The 20,523-nt window shown below is 67.8% G+C and carries 17 protein-coding genes; 7 read left to right on the forward strand and 10 right to left on the reverse strand.

The features are described 5' to 3' along the window. Window positions 1-26 precede the first annotated feature (26 nt). From NA12_RS31520 to NA12_RS31530, 3 genes are all read left to right on the forward strand, one after another. Window positions 27-2,072, forward strand: coding sequence for an ATP-dependent DNA helicase (locus NA12_RS31520; protein ID WP_067459976.1), 2,046 nt, complete (start codon window positions 27-29; stop codon window positions 2,070-2,072). A 170-nt stretch (window positions 2,073-2,242) separates the two neighbouring features. Next, window positions 2,243-2,872 (forward strand): hypothetical protein, encoded by a 630-nt coding sequence (locus NA12_RS31525; RefSeq protein ID WP_243655171.1) that lies wholly within the window; start codon window positions 2,243-2,245, stop codon window positions 2,870-2,872. 155 nt (window positions 2,873-3,027) lie between these two features. Beyond that, on the forward strand, window positions 3,028-4,350 hold the full coding sequence (locus NA12_RS31530) for a glycosyltransferase 87 family protein (RefSeq protein WP_255284116.1): 1,323 nt from the start codon (window positions 3,028-3,030) through the stop codon (window positions 4,348-4,350). Between the two features lies 1 nt (window position 4,351). Here NA12_RS31530 and NA12_RS31535 read toward each other — a convergent pair whose 3' ends face one another. The 5 genes from NA12_RS31535 to glgP all read right to left on the reverse strand — a co-directional run bounded on the left by NA12_RS31535 (window position 4,352) and on the right by glgP (window position 10,612). After that, window positions 4,352-5,161 carry a hypothetical protein gene (locus NA12_RS31535; RefSeq protein ID WP_067459981.1) on the reverse strand — a complete coding sequence of 270 codons (810 nt, stop codon included), beginning with the start codon at window positions 5,159-5,161 and terminating at the stop codon, window positions 4,352-4,354. 222 nt (window positions 5,162-5,383) lie between these two features. Next, complete coding sequence (locus NA12_RS31540; protein WP_084473308.1) at window positions 5,384-5,932, reverse strand: DoxX family protein; 549 nt, start codon at window positions 5,930-5,932, stop codon at window positions 5,384-5,386. Between the two features lie 181 nt (window positions 5,933-6,113). Further along, entirely contained in the window at window positions 6,114-6,527 is a 414-nt protein-coding gene (locus tag NA12_RS31545; protein ID WP_132370448.1) for an MTB12 C-terminal domain-containing protein, read from the reverse strand. Between the two features lie 69 nt (window positions 6,528-6,596). Beyond that, entirely contained in the window at window positions 6,597-7,958 is a 1,362-nt protein-coding gene (locus NA12_RS31550; protein WP_067459985.1) for an NCS2 family permease, read from the reverse strand. Between the two features lie 83 nt (window positions 7,959-8,041). Further along, a complete protein-coding gene (gene glgP / locus NA12_RS31555; protein ID WP_067459987.1) occupies window positions 8,042-10,612 on the reverse strand; it encodes an alpha-glucan family phosphorylase in 2,571 nt (856 codons plus the stop codon). A gap of 113 nt (window positions 10,613-10,725) precedes the next feature. On the opposite strand from glgP, the gene NA12_RS31560 reads away from it, so the two are divergent. Beyond that, a complete protein-coding gene (locus NA12_RS31560; RefSeq protein ID WP_067459989.1) occupies window positions 10,726-12,729 on the forward strand; it encodes an alpha-1,4-glucan--maltose-1-phosphate maltosyltransferase in 2,004 nt (667 codons plus the stop codon). Next, on the forward strand, window positions 12,726-14,882 hold the full coding sequence (gene glgB, locus NA12_RS31565) for a 1,4-alpha-glucan branching protein GlgB (protein WP_067459991.1): 2,157 nt from the start codon (window positions 12,726-12,728) through the stop codon (window positions 14,880-14,882). The genes NA12_RS31560 and glgB overlap by 4 nt, the downstream gene beginning before the upstream one ends. A gap of 79 nt (window positions 14,883-14,961) precedes the next feature. Here the strand turns inward: glgB and NA12_RS31570 are convergent, their stop codons facing one another. The 3 genes from NA12_RS31570 to NA12_RS31580 form a co-directional block, all read right to left on the reverse strand. Further along, entirely contained in the window at window positions 14,962-15,828 is an 867-nt protein-coding gene (locus NA12_RS31570) for a tetratricopeptide repeat protein (protein ID WP_067459993.1), read from the reverse strand. 61 nt (window positions 15,829-15,889) lie between these two features. Then, window positions 15,890-16,258: a DUF3817 domain-containing protein gene (locus tag NA12_RS31575; RefSeq protein ID WP_067459995.1), complete on the reverse strand. Its 369-nt coding sequence runs from the start codon at window positions 16,256-16,258 to the stop codon at window positions 15,890-15,892. 105 nt (window positions 16,259-16,363) lie between these two features. Beyond that, window positions 16,364-17,548, reverse strand: a complete 1,185-nt coding sequence (locus NA12_RS31580; protein ID WP_067459997.1) for an acetyl-CoA C-acetyltransferase — start codon at window positions 17,546-17,548, stop codon at window positions 16,364-16,366. 131 nt (window positions 17,549-17,679) lie between these two features. Here NA12_RS31580 and mce point away from each other — a divergent pair, with 131 nt between their 5' ends. Continuing rightward, the gene (gene mce, locus NA12_RS31585) at window positions 17,680-18,141 is read left to right on the forward strand and encodes a methylmalonyl-CoA epimerase (protein WP_174551151.1); all 462 of its coding nucleotides are present in this window, start codon (window positions 17,680-17,682) and stop codon (window positions 18,139-18,141) included. 86 nt (window positions 18,142-18,227) lie between these two features. Beyond that, window positions 18,228-19,223 (forward strand): coiled-coil domain-containing protein, encoded by a 996-nt coding sequence (locus tag NA12_RS31590; protein ID WP_084473310.1) that lies wholly within the window; start codon window positions 18,228-18,230, stop codon window positions 19,221-19,223. A 105-nt stretch (window positions 19,224-19,328) separates the two neighbouring features. Here NA12_RS31590 and NA12_RS31595 read toward each other — a convergent pair whose 3' ends face one another. Together NA12_RS31595 and nucS are read right to left on the reverse strand one after the other, a co-directional pair. Beyond that, complete coding sequence (locus NA12_RS31595; RefSeq protein ID WP_067459999.1) at window positions 19,329-19,619, reverse strand: Rv1322 family protein; 291 nt, start codon at window positions 19,617-19,619, stop codon at window positions 19,329-19,331. Window positions 19,620-19,631: 12 nt separating this feature from the next. Beyond that, on the reverse strand, window positions 19,632-20,375 hold the full coding sequence (gene nucS, locus NA12_RS31600; protein ID WP_067460001.1) for an endonuclease NucS: 744 nt from the start codon (window positions 20,373-20,375) through the stop codon (window positions 19,632-19,634). Window positions 20,376-20,523: the final 148 nt, after the last annotated feature.

Below are 20,523 nucleotides of genomic sequence, written 5' to 3' on the forward strand. Positions count from 1 at the left end.
TCCGACCCGACCGATAAGCTGCCACCGTGCCCGAACTCCCCCCCGTAGCCGACCTGCTCGTCACCGCCGTGCATGCCCTCGGCGGCAAGGAACGCACCGGGCAGACCACCATGGCCACCGCCGTCGACCACGCGATCGACACCAAGGAGCACCTGGCCGTGCAGGCGGGCACCGGCACCGGCAAGTCGCTGGCCTATCTCATCCCGAGCTTGCGCCACGCCGTCCGCACCGGCCGCACCGTGGTGGTCTCCACCGCGACGATCGCACTGCAACGCCAGCTCGTCGACCGAGATCTGCCGCGGCTGGCCGAGGCGCTCACCAAGCCGCTGGGCCGGGCCCCCCAGTTCGCGATTCTCAAGGGCCGCAACAACTATCTCTGCCTCAACAAGATCAACAGCGTGATCCCGGAGGACACCGGCGGCGAGGCCGAGCTGTTCGACGCCTTCGCCATCTCCCGCCTCGGCCGCGAAGTCCAGCGCCTCAACGAATGGGCCTCCGACACCGAGACCGGTGACCGCGACGAGCTCGCCCCCGGCGTCACCGATCGCGCGTGGCGTCAGGTCAGCGTCGGCTCGCGCGAATGCCTCGGCAAGTCTCGGTGTCAGTTCGGGCAGGACTGCTTCGCCGAGAAGGCCCGCGCGGAATCCGCCCAGGCCGACGTGGTGGTGACCAACCACGCGCTGCTGGCCATCGACGCCATCAGCGGCATCCAGATCCTGCCCGAGCACGATGTGGTGGTGATCGACGAGGCGCACGAACTGGTCGACCGCGTCACCGGCGTCGCCACCGCCGAGCTGGCCGCGACCGCGATCAGCGCGGCCGCGCGCCGCTGCACCAAGCTGATCGACGAACGCGAAGTCGACCGGCTGGAGGGTGCCGCGGAGGCCTTCCACCAGGCACTGGAGGAACTGTCGCCCGGCCGCTGGGACCAGATGCCCGACGGCATCGCCCCGGTTCTGGCCCTGGTGCGCGATTCCGCCTGGAACGCGCGCACCGCCATCGCACCGCAGGGCACTGTCAAAGCCCAGGACGACCCCGACAACGCCGCCGCCCGCACCATGGCCGTGGCCGCCATCGACGATGTGCACGACGCCGCGGTCCGCGCGCTCACCGCGTTCGAGGAGGCCGACCCGGCCGCCCGTCGCGATGTCATCTGGTTGTCGGCTGACGAGGTCCGTGGCGTCGCCCGTCGCACGTTGCGAATGGCGCCGCTCTCGGTGGGCGGGCTGTTGCGCAGCAGACTGTTCGGCACCGCGACCGTCGTGCTCACCTCGGCCACCCTGCAGATCGGCGGCTCGTTCGACGGGCTCGCGATCGCCTGGGGCCTGCCGGCGCAGTCGGGTGGCAGGGTCGATCCGGCCATGGCCAACGGCGCCACCGCGCCCGCCGACCTGGAGTCGGTGCGCTGGAACGCCCTCGACGTCGGTTCGCCGTTCGACCACGCCAAGTCCGGCATCCTCTATGTGGCCGAACACCTGCCCGCCCCGGGTCGCGACGGCCTGTCCCCCGCCTATCTCACCGAGATCGAACAGCTCATCACCGCCGCCGGTGGTCGCACGCTCGGCCTGTTCTCGTCGATGCGCGCCGCCAAGGCCGCCACCGAGGCGCTGCGCGAACGGCTCGACACCCCGGTGCTGTGTCAGGGCGACGATTCGATGGGCGCGCTGGTACGCAAGTTCGCCGACGATCCGGCCACCTCGCTGTTCGGCACCCTCACCCTCTGGCAGGGTGTCGACGTCCCCGGCCCGTCGCTGAGTCTCGTTATCCTGGACCGCATTCCGTTCCCCCGCCCCGACGATCCGCTGCTCACCGCGCGTCAGCGAGCGGTGGAGTCGCGCGGCGGCAACGGTTTCATGGCGGTGGCAGCCAATCACGCCGCGCTGCTGCTGGCCCAGGGCACCGGCAGGTTGCTGCGCAGCGTCGACGACCGCGGCGTGGTCGCGATCCTGGATTCCCGCCTTGCCACCGCCCGCTACGGCAGCTATCTGCGCGCGTCCTTGCCGCCGTACTGGGAGACCAGCGATCCCGAGGTGGTCACCAAGGCGTTGCGCCGGCTCACCGACTCCGCGTGAGCGAAGCAACACTTGCGAAGTCGGGTCTTGCAATCGAGGTGACCACACTCAGGAATTCGCGAGCGTGCGAACGCAAGTCGTGAGAACGTTTTGTGATGATGCACCACGCCGATGGCGAGGTACTCGGCGAATTTTTGGTCAGCGCAAGATCTTTGGCCGAGTACCGCGCTATGTTCCAACTTCGCGACGATGATCTGTCCGGGCGCCGTGTCCTCGACTGTCCGGGCGGCGCCGCGAGTTTCGCGGCGGAGGCGAGCGCGCTGGGCGCCGAAGTCACCGCGATCGATCCCATCTACGCCACTCCACCAACCGAACTGGCCGCCCGCGCCACCCCCGAAACCGAACGCGCCGTGGCCTGGGCGCACTCTCACGCCGACCGTTACCGCTGGGACTGGTACGGCTCCACGGCAGAACACGCCGCGATCCGCCGCGGCGCCGCCGCCCGCTTCGCCGACGACGTGCGCGCTACGCCCGAGCGGTATCTGGCCGGCTCCCTTCCCGCGCTCCCCTGCCCTGACGACGCGTTCGATCTGGCCCTGAGCTCGCACCTGCTGTTCAGCTACGCCGACCGGCTCGACGCCGACTTCCATCTGGCCGCCCTGCTGGAATTGGCGCGCGTCGCCACCGTCGAAACCCGTGTCTATCCGCTGCTCGACTACACCGGCGCCCCGCTCGACGATCTCATCGAGCACCTGCGCGCCGAACTTCTCGACAAGGGCATCGCCACGTCCCTGCAAAAGACCGGATATGAGTTCCACCACGGCGCCGACACCATGTTGACGCTGCGACCAGCGGCCTGACAGGTGGGACACGCACGCACGAGAAGGGTTCGCCGCCAGCCTTACCCGCATTCATGTCGTTTTCCTACCGAAGTCGATCCGCCATCGAGCGCGCTCGACCCGGCGCGGTAGGTTCTTAGTCGTGCATACGATCTGGGTCGGCCGGTAGCACGGCCGTGGCGGAGAGATCTCGAGGCGTGGTACTCCCGCGCACGACCCTGACGCTGCTTCTGCTACTCGGCACCGCCGTCGCCGGTGTGACGCTGCTGTTCACCACCATGGATCCGTGGATGAACAACGGCGGCATTCTCGTCGGCGGTCTCGACGTGCACATCTACCGCGACGGCGGCTGGCGGCTCGTGCACGACCGGGCGCTCTACATCGAGCCGACGCATTATGGCTTGCTCTACACCTACACGCCGTTCTCGGCCGTGGCGTTCCTGCCGCTGCTGCTGGTGCCGTGGGCCCACGTCACCACGACCTGGCTGGTGCTGAATCTGCTGGTGCTGTTCGGGGTTGTGCTGCAAAGCTTTCGGATGCTCGGCTATCGCGCCACCCCCGCGCTGGCCGCCGTCAGCGCACTGCTCACCCTGTCCTGCGCCTTCGCCGAGCCGGTGCGCACCACGCTCTACTACGGGCAGATCAATCTGGTGCTGATGCTGGTGGTGCTGTGGGATTTCTCCCGCGCCGAGAACAGCAGATTGCGTGGGATCGGCATCGGCATCGCCGCGGGTATCAAACTGACTCCGCTGTACTTCATCGCGCAGTATCTGGCCCAACGGCAGTGGCGCGCGGCCGCGACCGCCGCTGCCACCTTCGTCGCCTCGATCGGTGTGACCGCGTTGATCCTGCCGAGCGATTCGTACCAGTACTGGACGTCGACGTTCTTCCATTCCGGTCGCATCGCCCCGGATGTCCACCCCGCCAACCAGTCTCTGCGCGGCGCCATCGCCCATCTCGGCCACGGCCCCGCACCGGTGTGGTTGTGGCTGTTGATCGCCGTGCCGGTCGCGCTGGTCGCGCTGTGGCTGGCCGCCGTCCTTGTTCGCCGGGGCGAACCCCTGCTCTCGGTCACCCTCGGCGGCCTCACCGCGTGCGCCATCTCCCCGTATTCGTGGGGCCACCACTGGGTCTGGTTCGTTCCGCTGCTGGTGTACCTGATCCACCGCGCTCAGACTCGCGCCCCCTGGTGGCTCGCCGCGTTCGCGCTCTACCTGGCCACCGCCGCCTGGACCTACACCTATACCCCCACCTGGGTGAGCGTGGGCACCTTCCTGCTGCCCCCGTGGTGGCCGCTGCCGCAGGTCCTGATGAACATCTACGTGATCATCTATCTGATCACCCTCGCGGGTATCGCGGTGCGCATCCGCACACGCGAACTCCCGCCGGCGCCCATCGAGCCCGCCATCGAACTCCGCGCCTACGAACAGCTTTCACCACGAACCCGAACGGCCGCCGTCGCGCACCCCGACGACGACCGCCCGGCGATGATGAACTGAGCTATCCGCAGGACCAATCGAAAACGCCGGAGTCGAGATCGAGTTGGGCGTTGCCGCCGCCGAAGTTCATGCCGGAGATCTCCTCGATCTCCAGGTAGTACGGGGTCAACCCCTCCGGCAGCGCCTGCACCGGGAAGGCGGTGCCGCCGAGGTGGGAGCGACCGAAGAGCGGCTCGGCCCACGTGGTCCAGCCGGAATCCTCGGTGAGCGGGTCCTGGTAATTGGTGTTCGGCTCGTATTCGACCGGGGCAATGCCCACGTTGGGGTCGGCGGTGCGCTCGGCGAGCCAGACGCCGAGGGTGGGATGCACGTCGTCCCAGGCGTTGCGGCCTTCGTCGCTCGCGGTCGGGGAACCCGGCGTGCGGACATCGGCGGGCGGGGCCACCGGGCCGTCGGCGAATTCCTTGTCGGTGAGCCAGATCAGCGCGAAGGCGCCGCCGATCTCGTCGTGCATGATCTGCAACGTCGGGTGCGCGCGGGTGGCGACGAGATCGCGGGCAAGAGGGTCCTGCGACGAGGCGTCGGCCTCGACCGCATCGGTACCGGCGAACTGTCCCTCGCCCTGGAAGAGCGCGATGGCGGGAAATCCGGGCCCGCGGCGCTGGAAGTCGGCGGGCAGACGCAGAGTGAGCGCGTGCATCATCGGCAGGCCGGTGACAGGTCCGCGCGGCCAGGTGGCCGGGTCGATGGCCGGGCCCTCACTGCCGATCCAGCCGGAGCGTACCGGCGCGTCGAGAACCAGCGGATCACCCTCGGGCGTCTCGGCCAGTTTGTCCGCCGAGTCTCCGAAACCCAGGTCGTAAGCCTTCATCGCAGCTCTCCTCTTCCATCCGCGGACTATGCGTCGCGCCGCTGTGCACAGGCGCCGCCACGAGGTTAATCGCTGCCACCGACTCCTCGCGCCAGCTCCGTGGAACCTCGGACATACGGGCGATGACGAATCGCCTCACCGCGGCGCGAACGAGGCGGTGCGGCAACCGGATACCGGTCACCGCCCCGCCTCGCTATCCCTGATCCGGGGTGTCGCGTCAGATCACAGCACGGCCTTGAAGATCAATGTCACCACCGCGGTCACGACGGCGAGCGCCACGGCCGCACCGCCCCACACCACGCCCCGGCGCTGCCAGGGGCGCCCGGCGTCGAGGGAGAAACGCCCCGGCCCGGTGAACGCCAGCGCCGCCGCGGCCAGCGCGAACAGCAGCGGCGTGGTGAACCCCGGCACCGACGGATCCGCCGGGAAGAGGCCGCCGCTCCACAGCACATTGATGGCATTGATCATCGTTCCGAGCACGATGGCGGCGGCCAGTGGCGTGAACAGCCCGAACACCAGCAGCAGCCCGCCGACCAGTTCGGCGGCGCCGGCCAGGGTGCCGAAGAATTCGCCGGGGTTGTAGTCCATGGCGGTGAAGCTGTCGGCATTGGCGCGCCAGCCGGGTCCGTTGAACCAGCCGAACAGCTTCTGGGTTCCGTAGGCGGCCATCAGTCCACCGAAGCCGACGCGCAGCACCAGCAGGCCGATGCCAACGGCGGTGGTCTCGTCAGTGGTGGCGGTAGGAGTGAGGCGGGTAGCGGTATCGGTCATCGTGTCCTCATCTGCGATTCGAACATCCACACAACCGGACCACGGTCCGGTTGCCTTCCTCGATCACAACCCTGAGTCCAGTGCCACTATTTCACGCCCTCCCGGGCAATTCTGTAATGCCGATCACTATCGATCGAAAAAGGCCGCCCCATCGGGGCGGCCCTGATCGGAATTCCTCAGATCACCACGCCATGGTGGCGTAGCTGACCAGCGTCTGCTCGGACTCCTGCGACAGCTTCCACATCCCGCCGATGTTCTTCCAGGTCACGGGGATCGGGAAGGCGTAGTCGCCCAGGCGGCTGTTCAGGGTGGCCGACAGGGTGTCACCGTCCACGGTGACCGGGCCGGAGACATCCCAGCTGTAGCCGGGGATCCGGTTGACGGTGTCGCGCACGACCGCGAGGCTGCCGCCGTTGCCCGACTCGAGCTCGGCCGACGATCCGTTCATGGCCGCCTGCAGCTTGCCGTACAGCTCACCGACCGAAGGCGTGGCCGGGGCTGCGATCGCGGCGGGAGCGGTGATGACGACGGCAGCGGTAACCGGCGCGAAGATGGTGGCGAATGCCATCGACGCGGCAACGAGCGAGCGCTTCATGGGTGGATCTCCTCTTAGTTAGGCAAGCCTAGGCTAGCCCGAGTATAGACACACCTACGGCCGGAATGTCTATTCGACCAGGAAGAAGAAGTACGCGAGGAACAGCACCATCAACGCCCACATGGCCGGGTGCACGTCCTTGATGCGGCCCTTGGCGACCATCACGATGGGGTAGAAGATCATGCCCATGGCCAGGCCGTTCGCGATCGAGTACGTCAGCGGCATCATGATGACGGTGATGAACGCGGGCACCGAGTACTCGAGGTTCTGCCAGTCGATATCGCCCAGCGATCGCGCCATCAGGATGCCGACCACGATCAGCGCGGCCGAGGTGATCTCGGCCGACCCGGCGACCACCGAGAAGATCGGATAGCAGAACATCGCGATCAGGAACCAGCCCGCGGTGGTCACCGCGGTGAGGCCGGTTCGGCCACCCGCCGACACACCCGCCGTCGATTCCACGTACGCGGTGGTGGTGGAGGTGCCGATGATCGCGCCCGCGGTGGTGCCGACCGAGTCGGCGGCCATCGCGCTCGCCGCGCGCGGCAGCGTGCCGTCCTTGTTCAGCAGACCCGCCTGATTGGCGACGCCGATCAGGGTGCCCGAGGCATCGAAGAAGTCGACGAACAGCATGGTGAGCACCACCACGATCATCTGTCCGGTGAACGCGTCGGGCAGATGGATGATCGCCTGGCCGAAGGTCTCATCCAGGCCCTTCGGCATCTCGGCGATACCGTCCGGCACGCCGACCAGACCGGTCACCATGCCGAGGATCGTGGTCGCGACGATGCCGTAGAGCACCGCGCCGTGCCAGCCGATCACCAGGAAGACCACGGTCACGATCAAACCGAACAGGGCGAGCAGTGTGGTCCCCTCGGTGAAATCGCCGAGGGTCACCAGCGTCGAGTCACTGTTGACGACGATGCCCGCGTTCTTCAAACCGAGGAACGCCACGAACAAACCGATACCCGCGCCCACCGCGAATTTCATCTGCAACGGGATCGCGTTGAGGATCCGTTCCCGAACCCTGGTGACCGCGAGAACGAAGAAGATGATGCCCGAGAGCAAGGTGCCCGACAGCGCCACCTGCCACGGGATGCCCATGCTGAGCACCACGGTGTAGGCGAAGAACGCGTTGAGACCCATGCCCGGCGCGAGCGCGATCGGGTACTTCGCCCAGATACCCATGACCAGCGTGCCGAAGACCGCGGCGACGGCGGTGGCGGTGAAGACCGCCTGCATCGGAATGCCCTTGTCGCCGAGCGCGCCTTCGTCACCGAGGATCGACGGGTTCACCGCCAGCACATACGACATCGCCAGGAACGTGACCGTGCCCGCCATCGCCTCGCGCTTGAAGGTGGACCCACTCGACGAGATACCGAAATATTCGTCGATGCGCCCTACGGGACGGGTTGGGACGTCGCTGGCCATGACTCTCCTCGATGATCGACCCCGGAACGGTAGCGGAAAGTTCACTGAATCGAAGAACCCGGCGCACGGGTCGCCGAGGACGGTTACGCGCCCGCGACGGCCACCAAGCCCAGTTCCGCGTCAGCGGCGAGCAGTTCGTTGTGGGGAAGCACACGCACCGTGTAGCCGACCGCGCCCGACAGCGGGACCGGCGCGTGGATCGAATACAGCTCGCTGCCGTCGTCGGTGCCGGTGTGGCCCATCTCGATCGTGGTCGTATCGGAGAGATCGTCGGTCGGCGAGACCCGGCCCAGTATCGCCTGCACCACCACATCCGATGGCGCGAGCCCGCCGAGGTCGATGCGCGCGTGCAGCGACAGCGGGGCGCCGATCACGGGGGTGTCGGGCAGGCCGGAGCTGTCGACCTGCGCGATCCGCACCGAAGGCCACGCGGCATCGACGCGCCTGCGGTACTCGGCGACCCGCGCCGCGCCCGCGAAGGTGTCGGCGGCGGCGCGCCCGAACGCGGCGGCCGCCGGTCCGTAGTACTGCTCGGCGTAGTCGCGCACCATGCGCGAGGCCAGGACCTTCGGACTGGTGGTCTGCAGGGTGTGGCGCACCATCTCGGTCCAGCGGACCGGCACATCGCTGCCGTCACGGTCGTAGAAACGTGGCGCCACGGTGCGTTCGACGAGTTCGTAGAGTGCCGAGGCCTCGAGGTCGTCGCGGCGGGATTCGTCGCGGACGCCGTCGGCGGTGGGGATCGCCCAGCCGTTCTCGCCGTCGAACATCTCGTCCCACCAGCCGTCGCGGATGGACAGATTCAGGCCGCCGTTGAGCGCGGACTTCATGCCCGAGGTACCGCACGCCTCGAGCGGGCGCAGCGGATTGTTCAGCCACACATCGCAACCCCAGTACAGGTAGCGGGCCATCGACATGTCGTAGTCGGGCAGGAACACGATGCGATGACGCACCTCTGGGTCGTCGGCGAACCGCACCACCTGCTGGATCAGCGCCTTGCCGCCGTCGTCGGCGGGGTGACTCTTACCCGCCACCACCAGCTGCACCGGATGCTCGGGGTGCAGCAACAGCGCGCGCAGCCGTTCGGGGTCGCGCAGCATGAGGGTGAGCCGCTTGTAGGTGGGCACGCGGCGGGCGAAACCGATGGTGAGCACGTTCGGGTCGAAGACGTCGTCGATCCAGCCGAGTTCGGCGTCGGCGGCGCCGCGCTGTCGCCAGGAATCGCGCAGCCTGCGCCGCACTTCCTCGATCAGCACGCCGCGCAACGTGTTTCGCGTCGACCACAGCTGGCCGAGGTCGACGTCGCTGAGTTTCTCCCAACCCCGCGCCTCCTCGACCAGTTCGGGCCCGACGAGTTCGCGCGCCTTGTCGAGCCATTCGCGCGCGGCCCAAGTCGGAGCGTGTACGCCGTTGGTGACCGAGCCGATCGGCACCTCGGCCGCGTCGAACCCGGGCCACAGTGCCGCGAACATCTCCCGGCTGACCTCGCCGTGCAGCTTCGAGACACCGTTCGCGCGCTGAGCCATCCGCAGACCCATGTGCGCCATGTTGAACACCGAGGGATCGCCCTCCCGCCCGAACGCCAGAATCCGGTCGACGGAAAGCCCTGGCAGCAGCGAGGATTCGGATTCACCGTGCGCGCCGCCGAAGTACCTGCGCACCAACGGCATCGGGAAACGGTCGATGCCCGCGGGCACCGGGGTGTGCGTGGTGAATACGGTGCCTGCCCGTACCGCGGCGAGCGCGGTCTCGAAATCCAGTCCGCCCGCGATGAATTCACGGATGCGCTCGACGCCGAGGAAACCCGCGTGGCCCTCGTTCATGTGGAAGACATCGGGATCGGGCAGCCCGTTGGCGCGGGTGTACGCGCGCACCGCGCGAACGCCGCCGATACCCGCCAGGATCTCCTGCTTGATGCGGTGGTCCTGGTCGCCGCCGTAGAGCCGGTCGGTGACGGCCCGCAGCTCGGGATCGTTCTCCGCGATATCGGAATCCAGCAGCAGCAACGGAATCCGGCCCACCTGCGCGATCCACACCCGGGCCCGCAGTACCCGCCCCTCGGACATACCGACGTGGATGAGCACCGGCGAACCGTCGCTGGTGAGCAGACGCAGCGGTAGACCCTGCGGATCGAGCGCCGGATAGTGCTCCATCTGCCAGCCGTCGGCCGACAGCGACTGCCGGAAATACCCCGAGCGATACAGCAGACCGACGCCGATCAGCGGCAGCCCGAGATCCGAGGCGGCCTTGAGATGATCACCGGCCAGGATGCCGAGACCGCCGGAATAGTTCGGCAGTACCTCGGTGACACCGAACTCCATCGAGAAGTAGGCGATCCCCGCGATGTCGGTGCCGGTCTGCTCCTGGAACCACCGTGGTCGCGTCAGATAGTCGCGCAGGCCCGCGGCGGCCGCGTCGACTCGCGCGGTATACGCCGGATCGGCGGCGAGCTCATCGAGCCGCTCGGCGGGCACTTCGCCCAGCATCCGGACCGGGTCCTGGCCGACGGTCCGCCACAGCCCCGGGTCGAGCTCGGCGAACAGATCCTGTGTCGGGCCATGCCACGACCACCGCAGGTTTGTCGACAACTCACCCAGCGCGGCGAGCCGCTCCGGCAAATGGGCACGGACAGTGAACCGACGAAGTGCCTTCACCCCGGAAGAATAAACGATCATGCCCGCCCACAGGCGGTACAGACCCGCTGACCACCGCCGCCACCGGCCGCCGCCAACGCTGCAGCCCAGCGAAAATGCAGTAAGTTAGCCGAGTGACCGGCCGGATTGCCATCGATGACATCGCCCCGTCCATTCCCGGCGGCCGCCCGGCCAAGGCCGCAGTCGGCGAGGTGTTCCCCGTCCGCGCCGTCGTCTGGCGCGAAGGTCACGACGCGGTAGCCGCCACCCTGGCGGTCCGCGCCCCCGGCTCCTCCCGGATCACCCGCATCCGGATGTCGCCCGACTATCAGCCCGACGTCTTCAATGCCCTTTTCACCCCCCACCTCCCCGGCGTGTGGACCTACCGGGTCGAGGGCTGGAGCGACCCCATCGCCACCTGGCGCAGCGCGGTCGAGGCGAAATTGTCGGTCGGCCAGTCCGCCGCCGACCTCGCCAACGATCTGGAGACCGGCGCCCTCCTGTTCGAGCGCGCCGCCCAAGCCGTCCCGAAGAAGCAGTTCGAACGCCTGCGCGCCGCCGCCGCCGCCCTGCGCGGCGACGAACAACTGCCGTCGCGGGTCGCACCCGCGTTCTCCGAGGAGGTCGCCGAGATCCTGCGCGCCACCCCGCTGCGCGAGATGCTCACCCGCGGCACCCAGTTCTCGGTGCTGGTCGAACGCCGTCGCGCCCTGGTGGGGTCCTGGTACGAGTTCTTCCCCCGCTCCACGGGCGGGCGTGACGCCGACGGCGCGCCGATCCACGGCACCTTCGCCACGGCGGCCCGCGAACTCCCCCGCATCGCGGGCATGGGCTTCGACGTGGTCTATCTCCCCCCGATCCACCCGGTCGGCGAGGTGAATCGCAAGGGCCGCAACAACACTCTCACCACCGAGGCAGGCGACGTCGGCTCACCCTGGGCCATCGGCTCGGCGGACGGCGGACACGATGCCGTGCACCCACTGCTCGGCACCGAGGCAGATTTCCTCGAGTTCGTCTCCACGGCAACAGCTCTCGGCCTCGAAGTAGCCATCGACCTGGCTCTGCAGTGCGCCCCCGATCACCCGTGGGTCGCCGCCCACCCAAAATGGTTCACCACCCTGCCCGACGGCACCATCGCCTACGCCGAGAACCCGCCGAAGAAGTACCAGGACATCTACCCGGTCAACTTCGACAACGACCCCGACGGCCTCTACGCCGAGATCCTGCGCGTGGTCCGGCACTGGATTTCCCTCGGCGTCACCATCTTCCGCGTGGACAACCCGCATACCAAGCCCGCCGATTTCTGGGAGTGGCTGATCACCGAGCTGCGCCGCACCGACCCCGACGTGATCTTCCTCTCCGAGGCGTTCACCCGCCCGGCCCGCCTCTACGGCCTGGCCCGCCGCGGCTTCAGCCAGTCCTACACCTACTTCACCTGGCGCGTGCACAAGTGGGAACTCACCGAGTTCGGCTACGAGATCGCCGCCAAGGCCGACGAGGCCAGGCCCAATCTCTTCGTGAACACCCCCGACATCCTGCACGAGAGCCTGCAGCACGGCGGCCCCGGCATGTTCGCCGTCCGCGCCGCGCTCGCCGCCACCCTGTCGCCCACCTGGGGCGTGTACTCCGGTTTCGAGCTGTTCGAACACGAGGCGGTCCGCGAGGGCAGCGAGGAATACCTCGATTCGGAGAAGTACGAACTGCGTCCCCGTGACTTCGCCGGCGCCCTCGAACGCGGTGAATCCCTGGAACCGTGGCTCACTCGTCTCAATGAGATCCGCCGCAATCACCCCGCGCTGCAACAACTGCGCTGCATCCACTTCCATCACGTCGACAACGACGCGCTGATCGCCTACTCCAAGGTCGACCCGGCCACCGGCGACGCGGTGCTGGTCGTCGTGAACCTGAACCCCTATGCCGCTGAGCAGGGCCATATCTCGCTCGACCTGCCCGCCATCGGCCGCGAATGGCACGACCATCCGGTGGTCTTCGACGAGGTGAGCGGCGAGGAATACCACTGGGGCCAGCAGAATTTCGTGCGCCTCGACCCCACCCGTGCGGTCGCGCACATCCTGTCGCTGCCCGGCGTCGCGGCTGCCGCTCGCGCGCCGCTGGCCTACCGCGAGACCCTGCGATGAAGCGCCGCGATCTCCTGCTGCTGGCCGCGGGCACCCACACCGACCCGCACACTGTCCTCGGCGCGCATGCCCACGCCGACGGCACGGCGGTTCGTGTCCTTCGCCCCCACGCCGAAACAGTGACCGTGCTGGTCGGAACGTCCCAGCATCGGCTGAAGTCGTTGGGCCACGGCATCTTCGACGCCGTCCTGCCCTATCCACAGATCGACGACTACCGGATCCGCGCCGAGTACCCGGGCGGCCAGACGGTGGTCTCCGCCGACGGGTACCGCTTCCTGCCCACCGTCGGCGAACTCGATCTGCACCTCATCGGCGAAGGCAGACACACCCGTCTCTGGGAAGTACTCGGCGCCCATCCGCGCCACTACACCACCCTCGACGGCGAAGTGGACGGCACCTCCTTCGCGGTGTGGGCCCCGAATGCCCGCGGCGTCACCGTCTTCGGCGATTTCGATCATTGGAGCGGCACCTCGGCCCCGATGCGCGCGCTGGGCGGTTCCGGCGTGTGGGAGGTGTTCGTGCCGGGCGTCGGGCCGGGCACGCGGTACAAGTACCGCATCCACGGCGCCGACGGTCGCGTCGTGGATCATGCCGACCCCCTGGCCTTTTCGACGGAGGTACCGCCCGCGACCGCCTCGGTGGTGGCGCGCGCCGACCACGTGTGGACCGACAGCGCCTGGCTCGACACACGCGCGAGAACCGACGCGGTTCGCTCCCCCATGAGCGCCTACGAGGTCCACCTCGGTTCGTGGCGACCCGGACTCGACTATCGGGAATTGGCGCACCAGCTGGCCGATTACCTGCGGACCACCGGCTTCACCCATGTCGAGCTGCTGCCGGTCGCCGAGCACCCCTTCGGCGGGTCGTGGGGCTACCAGGTCACCTCGTACTACGCTCCGACCTCGCGTTTCGGCAGTCCTGACGACTTCCGCTACTTCGTCGACCACCTCCACAACGCGGGCATCGGCGTACTGCTCGATTGGGTCCCCGCGCACTTCCCCCGCGACGAATGGGCGCTCGCCCGCTTCGACGGCACCCCACTCTACGAACATCCCGACCCGCGCCGTGGTGAGCAACTCGACTGGGGCACCTACGTTTTCGACTTCGGTCGCAACGAAGTCCGCAACTTCCTGGTCGCCAACGCGGCCTTCTGGATCTCCGAATTCCACATCGACGGCCTGCGCGTCGACGCCGTCGCCTCGATGCTGTACCTGGACTACTCCCGCCCCGAGGGCGGCTGGGAGCCCAATATCTATGGTGGCCGGGAGAATCTGGAAGCGGTCGACTTCCTGCAGGAACTCAACGACACCGTGCACGGCGCCCATCCCGGCGTGGTCACCATCGCCGAGGAGTCGACCACCTGGCCCGGCGTCACCCGCGGCACCGACGTGGGCGGCCTCGGCTTCACCATGAAGTGGAACATGGGCTGGATGCACGACACGCTCGGCTACCTCGGCCGGGACCCGATCCACCGCTCCTGGCACCACAACGAGATGACGTTCTCACTGGTCTACGCGTGGAGCGAGAACTACGTCCTGCCGATCAGTCACGACGAGGTAGTCCACGGCAAGGGCACGTTGTGGACCCGCATGCCCGGCGACGATTTCGCCAAGGCGAGCGGCGTGCGCGCCCTGCTCGCCTACATGTGGGCCCACCCGGGCAAACAACTGCTGTTCATGGGCCAGGAATTCGGCCAGTTCCGCGAATGGGACAACGACCGCGGCCTGGACTGGCAGGAACTGGACAACCCACTCCATCAAGGCATTTCGACGATGGTCACCGACCTCAATCGCACCTACACCGCCCACCCGGCGCTGTGGACCCAGGACACCACCCCCGGCGGCCACTCCTGGATCGAAGCCGACGACAGCACCGCCAATGTCTTCGCCTTCCTGCGCTGGGCCACCGACGGCAGCGCGGTCGCCGCCGTCTTCAACTTCTCCGGCGCTATCCGCGAGAACTACCGAATCGGCCTGCCCCACCCCGGTTCCTGGCGCGAGATCCTCAACACCGACGCCGCCGAATACGCGGGCTCCGGCATCGGCAACCTGGGCGCCGTCATCACCGACGGCACCCCGTGGCACGGTCAGCCCTGCTCGACGACCGTCACCCTGGCGCCGCACAGCGCCCTCTGGCTGAGCTCGCCCGCCTAGTCCTCGCGCGAGGTAGCTGGGCGAGAAACGAAGAGGCCGCCCCGGTCGCACGGCCGGGGCGGCCTCTTCGTAGGTGTCGTCAGTACAGCGCGGCGGCGAGCTTGCGGCGAGCCGCGATCACGAAGGGCTCGGCGGGGTCGAACAGCTCGAACAGTTCGAGCAGACGGGTGCGGGCCCTGGTGCGGTCGTCGCCCGCGGTGCGCTTGACGATCGCGATGATCCGATCGAAGGCCGCCTCGGGTCGCTGCTCGAACATCTCGATATCGGCGGCGTCGAGTGCGGCATCCAGATTCGCCGGGTCGGCGTCGGCGGTGGCGACCACGGCCGGGTCCAGCTGCTGGGCCCTGGTCAGGAAACGCAGCTGGCGCAGGGCCGCTTTGGCTTCCTCGTTGCCGGGTTCCTCGGCGATGATCGCCTCGTAGGCCGCCTCGGCGCCGGCGAAGTCACCTTCGGAGAGCTTGTCCTCCGCGTCGACGAAGCGCGGGTCCTCGATCTCGGGCTCGGCGGGAGCCGCGTCGGGGTCGCCCTCGAGCTTGCCCGCTGTCGCGTCCAGCACAGCGTCGAGCCACTGCCGCACCTGCGGATCCGGCTGCGCGCCTTCGAAATCGGCCAGCGGCTGCCCGCCTGCCACCGCGATCACCGTCGGAATGCCCTGCACGCGCAGCGCCTGCACGATGTTCATATTGGCTTCGGCCTCGATCACGGCCAGATCCCAGGCGCCCCGGTCTTCGGCGTTGAACCGTTCGAGGGTACGAACCAGCTCGACACTGCCCGCGCTGCGCTGTGAGAACAGCGCGACCACCACGGGCACCTGCGTCGAGCGCCGGATCACCTTGGCTTCGAAGTCCGCCTCGGTGACCGTATGGTTCCCCGAAGCCGGAGCAGCAGCGCCACCGGGAGCGGCGGGCGGCTGCTTCAGCGCGGACAAATCCACCGCGCCGGACATGGCGGCGGCAGCGGCGGGCGAAGGACGACGGGCAGCGGGTCGAGTCACGGTTTCCAGTTTGTCACGAAGCCGCCGGCGCAGCAGCCGCGGAGCCCTTGCTCGCGTCGGCGCTCAGCTCACCCAGCTGTCCGGTGCGCACCGCCCAGACCTCGAAGATCACAGTGAACAGCGGCGGAATGCTCGACGCCAGCGCCAGCACCGTGGTCTTCCAGCTCCACTTCAGTTCCCGCGCGGCCAGCAGCGCCGAGAGCAAGAACAGCACGAAGATCCCACCGTGCACCGGCCCGAAGATCTTCACCCCGATCTCGTTGCCCTCCGCGGGCAGGTACTTGAACGCCATTCCCGCCAACAACCCGATCCACGACAGCGCCTCGAGCACCGCGAAGAACCGAAACCGACTGGCCGTTGACCGCAAATCGAAGAAACCCATACCCCCCATTGTGCCGCATGATCTACGACACCATGTAGTTGGACCGGTCACACGAAAGCCCTGGCATTCCCGACGGAATACCAGGGCTTTCGTGGTCGAACAGGATCAGGCGGGTACGCGGATGATCAGCGCGTCACCCTGGCCGCCACCGCCACACAGCGCGGCAGCGCCGACGCCGCCACCGCGGCGCTTCAGCTCCAGCGCGAGGTGCAGCAGGATGCGCGCACCTGACATGCCGAGCGGGTGCCCGATGGCGATGGCGCCACCGTTGACGTTGACCTTCTCCGGGTCATAGCCCAGCTTGCGGGTCGACGACACCCCCACGGCCGCGAACGCCTCGTTGATCTCGATCAGATCCAGATCGGCGGGCGTGATGCCCTCCTTCGCGCACGCGGCGAGGATGGCGTTGGCCGGCTGGTCCTGCAGGGTCGAATCCGGCCCGGCCACCTGGCCCGCGGCGCCGATCTCGGCGATCCACTCCAGCCCGAGCGCTTCGGCCTTGGCCTTGCTCATCACGATCACCGCGGCCGCGCCGTCGGAGATCTGCGAGGCGGTGCCCGCGGTGACGGTGCCGTCCTTGCGGAAGGCCGGGCGCAGCTTGCTCAGCGACTCCACGGTGGTGTCGGCGCGAATGCCCTCGTCCTCGGTCACGTAGACAGGGTCACCCTTGCGCTGCGGCACGGCGACCGGCACGACCTCGTTCTCGAACAGGCCGTTCTTCCACGCGGCGGCGGCGCGCTGGTGCGAAGCCGCGGCCAGCGCGTCCTGCTCCTCGCGGCTCACCTTGTCCAGGTCGTTGCGATCGTCGGTGAGCAGGCCCATGGCCTGGTCGGTGATCACGTCGTGCAGGCCGTCGTAGGCCATGTGGTCGACGAGGGTGGTGTCGCCGTACTTGAAGCCCTCGCGGCTCTTGGGCAGCAGGTGCGGGGTCTGGCTCATCGACTCCATGCCGCCGGCGACCACGATCTCGTGTTCACCCGCGCGGATCAGCTGATCGGCCAGCGCGATCGCGTTGATGCCGGACAGACAGACCTTGTTGATCAGGATCGACGGCACATCCATCGGAATGCCCGCGGCGATGGCGGCTTGGCGCGCGGGCAACTGTCCCGCGCCCGCCTGCAGCACCTGGCCGAGGATCACGTAGTCGACCTGCTCGGGTGCGACGCCGCCCTTCTCGAGCGCGGCCTTGATCGCGACACCGGCCAGATCCGAGGCCTTGAAGCCCTTCAAACCGCCCAGGAGCCGACCGACCGGGGTACGCGCACCGGACACGATGACAGAAGTGGTCACGAAAGCCTCGCATTCATTGAGTCGATCCTCGCCGGACGCACACAGCAGCACCGCGCGTACTCGGGAGTTGGACTCCACGGTAACCCGTAGAAGCCCGCGCCGGGAACGCAGGTCCGCGCTAACTTCGTAGGGTGACCAATGAGAACTTCATCCCCGCCGACTACATCATCGCCGTCGACCATGTGGGCATCGCCGTGCCCGACCTGGACGCCGCGGTGTCCTGGTACACCGACAATCTCGGCATGGTCGAGACTCACCGCGAGGTGAACGAGGCCCAGGGCGTCGTCGAGGCCATGCTCTCGTGCCCCGCCGCCGCCGACCGCGCGACCGCCCTGCAGTTGCTGGCCCCGCTCACCGCGGAGTCGACGATCGCCAAGTTCATCGACCGCAGCGGCCCCGGACTGCAGCAGCTGGCCTACCGGGTCACCGACATCGAGGCGGTTTCGGATTTCCTGCGCGGGCGCGGCGTGCGTTTGCTGTACGAGGCTCCTCGCCACGGAACCGCCGATTCCCGCATCAATTTCATCCATCCGAAGGATGCTGGCGGTGTGCTGGTCGAGCTAGTGGAGCCGAACCCCGATGTTACGCACTAGTACACCGGTACTGTCGGTAAATCTCGGCGAGATCACAATCACGGTCGAGTCTCCATCCATCCGCTCGAGGCTGTATTTTGTGTGCCATGTCGTCACCTGAGTCCGATCGCAATCGCTTCGTTGCACTGCCCTTCACCGTTGTGCGCAAGGGTTATGCGCAAGACGAGGTGCGCAACTACTTCGACCGCTTCGACGCTGAGCTCCGCGTCACCGCCACCGACCGGGACGCTGCCGCAGCGCAGGCCCGCAATCTCGCCAGCCAGCTGGAAGATGCCCGGGACGAGATCGATGAGCTCCGCAAGGAGGTCGACCGGCTTTCCGTGCCGCCGACCACCGCCGAAGGTATGTCCGACCGCATCTCGCGCATGCTGCGCCTGGCCTCGGACGAAGCGTCCGAGGTCCGCGCGCTGGCGCAGGCCGAAGCCGCCGAGATGGTGTCGATCGCCGAGCAGCAGGCCACCGAGATGCGTGGCAAGTACGAGTCGCTGCTCGCGGAGACCAAGGAGAAGCGCGAGGCGCTCGAGATCGAGTTCGAGCAGACCCTCGCGAACGCGCGCACCGAGTCGGCCAAGATCATCGAAGCCGCCCAAGCCGATGTCGAACGTCTGGGCAAGGAGGCCGAAGCCAAGCGCAAGGCCACCCAGCAGGACTTCGAAGCCACCATGAACGATCGGCGCACCAAGCTGACCCGTGCCATGGAGGAGCTCGAGGCCACCAGTCGCGCCGAAGCCGCCCAGCGGATCAAGGACGCGACCGACGAGTCGAACCGCCTGATCAGCTCCGCCACCCAGACCTCCGAGCGCAAGATCGCGCACGCGAAGGAACTGGCCGAGGAGATGCGCGTGCTGCGCGGCCGGGTCCTGGCCCAGCTGCTCGGTATCCGCGGTCAGCTCGATTCCGTGCCCGCCATGCTCGCCGCGGTCAACCGCGAGAGCGAACTGCTCGACGGCACGCCAGAGCGCAAGTCGATCAGCAACAACGGCAACAAGTCGGTGTCGAGCTCGCGTCAGAACAAGGCCATCCCCGAGGTCGCCGACGAGGACATCGTCGATGAGGACCGCGAGAGCGCCGACGTCAACTGATCATCTGTCGGACTCGTCACGACATTCACTCGGAAAAACCGAAGGCCGCCTCGAATCATCGAGGCGGCCTTCGGTTTTCGGTGTCTCTTTTCGGTGTCTCTGCCGTTACGACCAGCGACGCGTGATACCGCGGGTGCGTCGGCCGTTCCAGCACCCCTGGTGCCAGTGTCTGCGGTCGTCCTCGCCGCCCTCGGCGGCCCAGGCCACGATGTGGGCGACTCCGGTCGCGATCTCGTGGTCACAGCCGGGGCACCGATAGGTCTTCACCGCACGCGCGCCGGGAACCGTTCGCACGATATAGGTTTCGTCGCCCGGGCCGTCCTCGGTGCGGCCGTACACGTCCCCGATCGCCCGGGGCGCCGCAGGACGCCCGCTGCGCGGTCTACGTCGCGGCATGAGACTCTCCTCCTAGAACAGCCGGAAAACGTTGCTCTCCGTGCCGCGTAGCTCGTCGTAATCGAGCGTGAGGCACCGAATTCCACGGTACTCGGCCAGCGTCTTCGCCTGCGGCTTGATCTGCTGCGCCGCGAACACCCCGGCCACCGGCGCCAGCAGCGGATCGAGGTTGAGCAATTCGAGGTACCGGGTGAGCTGCTCGACACCGTCGATGTCACCGCGACGCTTGATCTCGACCGCCACGGTGGCGCCGTCCGCGTCGCGGCACAGCAGGTCGACCGGGCCGATCGCGGTCATGTACTCACGCCGCACCAACGTGTACCCCTCCCCGAGCTTCGTCACGTGTTCGGCGAGCAGCTCCTGCAGGTGCGCTTCGACGCCGTCCTTGACCAGCCCGGGGTCCACACCGAGGTCGTGTGAGGAATCGTGCTCGATCTCCTCGATAGTGATCCGCAATTCCTCGCCGGCCTTGTTGGTCACCACCCACAGCGCCTTCGCCGTCACCGGCTCCGGTGTCTGCCCCTCCCGCAACGGCCGTACGCCGTCGGGCAATTCGGCGGGCATCGCCTCCGGCACTTCCTGCTCCACCAACCAGCACGGCGGACTCATCCAATTCAGCGGCTTGTACGAGCCGCCGTCGGAGTGCACGAGCACCGACCCGTCGGCCTTGATCAGCAATAGCCGACGAGCCATCGGGAGGTGGGCGGTCAGTCGACCGACATAGTCGACCTGGCAACGAGCAATGACAAGGCGCACCCAAGCACTCTAGCTGTTCCGCCACTCCGCGACTTTTGCCGGTCGAAGAGTTCTCAGGAGTTTGTCGGCGGGCCGGCGGCGTGACGGTGGTACAGGGCCGGAAGTTCCCGGTGAGTTACCCATGTGCTCGCGAAATCAGTTGTCGCGG

The sequence above is a fragment of the Nocardia alba NBRC 108234 genome (genome assembly GCF_001612665.1).
In the GTDB taxonomy this organism is placed as follows: Bacteria; Actinomycetota; Actinomycetes; order Mycobacteriales; family Mycobacteriaceae; genus Nocardia; species Nocardia alba.

Bases quoted from the DNA above. Each gene is read 5' to 3' on its own strand.
- NA12_RS31525 (WP_243655171.1), top strand. From the start codon at position 2,243: ATGTTCCAACTTCGCGACGATGATCTGTCCGGGCGCCGTGTCCTCGAC.
- NA12_RS31535 (WP_067459981.1), bottom strand. From the start codon at position 5,161: ATGAAGGCTTACGACCTGGGTTTCGGAGACTCGGCGGACAAACTGGCC.
- NA12_RS31540 (WP_084473308.1), bottom strand. From the start codon at position 5,932: ATGACCGATACCGCTACCCGCCTCACTCCTACCGCCACCACTGACGAG.
- NA12_RS31545 (WP_132370448.1), bottom strand. From the start codon at position 6,527: ATGAAGCGCTCGCTCGTTGCCGCGTCGATGGCATTCGCCACCATCTTC.
- NA12_RS31550 (WP_067459985.1), bottom strand. From the start codon at position 7,958: ATGGCCAGCGACGTCCCAACCCGTCCCGTAGGGCGCATCGACGAATAT.
- glgB (WP_067459991.1), top strand. From the start codon at position 12,726: ATGAAGCGCCGCGATCTCCTGCTGCTGGCCGCGGGCACCCACACCGAC.
- NA12_RS31570 (WP_067459993.1), bottom strand. From the start codon at position 15,828: ATGTCCGGCGCGGTGGATTTGTCCGCGCTGAAGCAGCCGCCCGCCGCT.
- NA12_RS31575 (WP_067459995.1), bottom strand. From the start codon at position 16,258: ATGGGTTTCTTCGATTTGCGGTCAACGGCCAGTCGGTTTCGGTTCTTC.
- NA12_RS31590 (WP_084473310.1), top strand. From the start codon at position 18,228: ATGTCGTCACCTGAGTCCGATCGCAATCGCTTCGTTGCACTGCCCTTC.
- NA12_RS31595 (WP_067459999.1), bottom strand. From the start codon at position 19,619: ATGCCGCGACGTAGACCGCGCAGCGGGCGTCCTGCGGCGCCCCGGGCG.